Source organism: Acetobacter lambici, assembly GCF_011516885.1.
Lineage (GTDB): Bacteria > Pseudomonadota > Alphaproteobacteria > Acetobacterales > Acetobacteraceae > Acetobacter > Acetobacter lambici.
Genome location: NZ_WOTD01000113.1, coordinates 1 through 2180 on the forward strand (window position 1 = coordinate 1; position 2180 = coordinate 2180).

The 2180-nt window shown below is 39.6% G+C and carries 2 protein-coding genes; both read left to right on the plus strand.

Translation table 11 applies throughout. The features are described from left to right. Positions 1 to 430: 430 nt before the first annotated feature. On the plus strand, positions 431 to 697 hold the full coding sequence (locus GOB86_RS15270) for a hypothetical protein (protein WP_165993509.1): 267 nt from the start codon (positions 431 to 433) through the stop codon (positions 695 to 697). Between the two features lie 20 nt (positions 698 to 717). Continuing rightward, positions 718 to 1920: an OprO/OprP family phosphate-selective porin gene (locus GOB86_RS15275; protein WP_165993511.1), complete on the plus strand. Its 1203-nt coding sequence runs from the start codon at positions 718 to 720 to the stop codon at positions 1918 to 1920. The last annotated feature ends 260 nt before the right edge of the window (positions 1921 to 2180 follow it).

A 2180-nucleotide genomic window follows, 5' to 3' on the forward strand; every position in this document is an offset into this window, starting at 1 on the left:
TTAACCCCGGACCAGATGGCCAACAGCAACGCCGTCAGAAGGGCGGCATAACAACAACCGGGTATAGCTTATCAAGCCCGCAAAACTGTCCGAACGGACGGGACCACCTCATTTCCATTGAAGTGCGGAGTGCAGCCTCTGCGGATTATAGAAATCATTGATGTAGGATGTGATAGCCTGCTCGGCGTCCTGACGCGTCCACGAGCGTCTTCCTTCGGGAATATGCCGCGTGTACTACGTTGATAAATGCATGCTTGTACAATAATATATAACATCAAAATAGAAGTGTAATTATATATTAACAACATATTTTGTTTATATAGCGCATTATAATAATACAAAAATATTTGTAATTTAAAATACCTTTTTGTAACGATAAAAACACGTTAGATAATGTTGCTCAGATGGAAGCAAGCGAGGTTCTTACGTCATGTCATTACGAGTCAGATTTGATCCTGAGTATGTTGGAGAACAAATCGGACAATTATGTTTTGAAGAAAACCGTACTGTACAAGAATTAGATTCGTACTTAGCTGGCGCAGCTTATGCTGTATGTTTGTCCTTAGGAAAAGAAAAGCCTTGGAAACAAAAAGATTTTGTCAATATTGGACTGTCTATTGTTCGTTCCGGAACCAAGAAATTCCTTGATCTTACAGAAAAAAGATATGTTGATAAACTCGGTTACACTAGAAAATGATATAAATTATATGAAAAATCATGTGGAAAAATAAGAAATTTATTTTCTGTATTTTGTTTGTTTCGATTTTTTTTTCTTCCGAATCTTTTTCTAAAACTGTTAAAGACATTGTTGTGGGGAAAGTTATTATTCACCCTTTTGCTCAAGATCAGCTTGAGGTGGGTAGTAATATATGTGGCAGTCAACACTCTTCTCCATCTGCCAGTGGCCCTCACATCCGTAACGGGGTGCGAATTAATATAGCTAACCATGTCAAGATCGGTGCCATTTGGGACTTTGGGCCGGCTCCTGGTGGACAGATGCGTCTATTCGAAGGTGCTGCTAGCTATACTGGTTTAAAACATTTTCAATTTTCTGTTGGGGTGTTTAATCCAAGTTTTGGACTGTCATCAATGCAGCCCAGAGGTGATAGCATTTTTCCTGAACGGGCAAGCGTTGCAACAATTACCCGTGGGCTTGCCGCCGGCGCAAATCGTCAGGCGGTGCAAGCGTTATTTTATGGAAATTACTATCATTTAGCTATTTCTGGAACGGCGGGGACAGCTGGCCCGGGAAAAGACGGGAATCAAAGAGCAATTGTTTTTAGATCTGTCATTCTACCGATACATACCCAATCATTTCTTATGCATATAGGCATATCAGGCGAGTGGGTTTTTCAGCCGTCTCATAAAAGTTCTATGGCAGGTGGAGTATCATTTTCAGATACACCTGAAAATGGTGATGGATTAAACGATAAATATATAAAGACAGGTAATATTCCAGCAAAAAATGCTGGTGCCTTCGGTTTGGAAGGGGCTATTGCATGGAGAAAACTATTGCTAACTAGTGAATACTACAACTTAATTGTTAATACAAAGACAAACTCTAGAATAAACCGTCAAAATTTTTATGGATGGTATATTACTGCGGCATATACATTGGTTGGAGAGCCGCGGGCATGGAAATCTACATCTGCAAGTTTCACTTCTCCATCATGTGACCAGAAAGTCCCTACCTTCTGTCATGGCACGGGCGTCATAGAACTGGCGACAAGATTTTCTCAAATGGATTTAGAAAGCAGTGATGTATCTGGGGGCAAACAAAATATATGGAGTGTAAATATAAATTGGTATCCATTGGATATCATACGAATTTCTATGGATTACTCTCATACAAAATATTACCAAAAAGAAAATTACCGTGATTCTGATAGTATTTTATCAATGTTTCAGGTGTATTTTTAATTATATTTAAAATTTAATTGCCCCGGGTTTTGTGAAGACGCTTTTTATCTGAACTCCGCAGCTAATGCATGTGATTTCTGTTGTGCATAAAAGCGAGCCTCAGCTTCCGCTGGCGGGATGGAGACCTCCAAAAACTCCTTAATTTATGGGGTAATCCCCCCATAAAAAGAGTGACTTTTGAATGAGAATTTTCTCAGCGTAAGAATTGAGGAGATTCTGATGAAGAGTGATCGCTTTACTGACGCCCAGATCATGGGTGT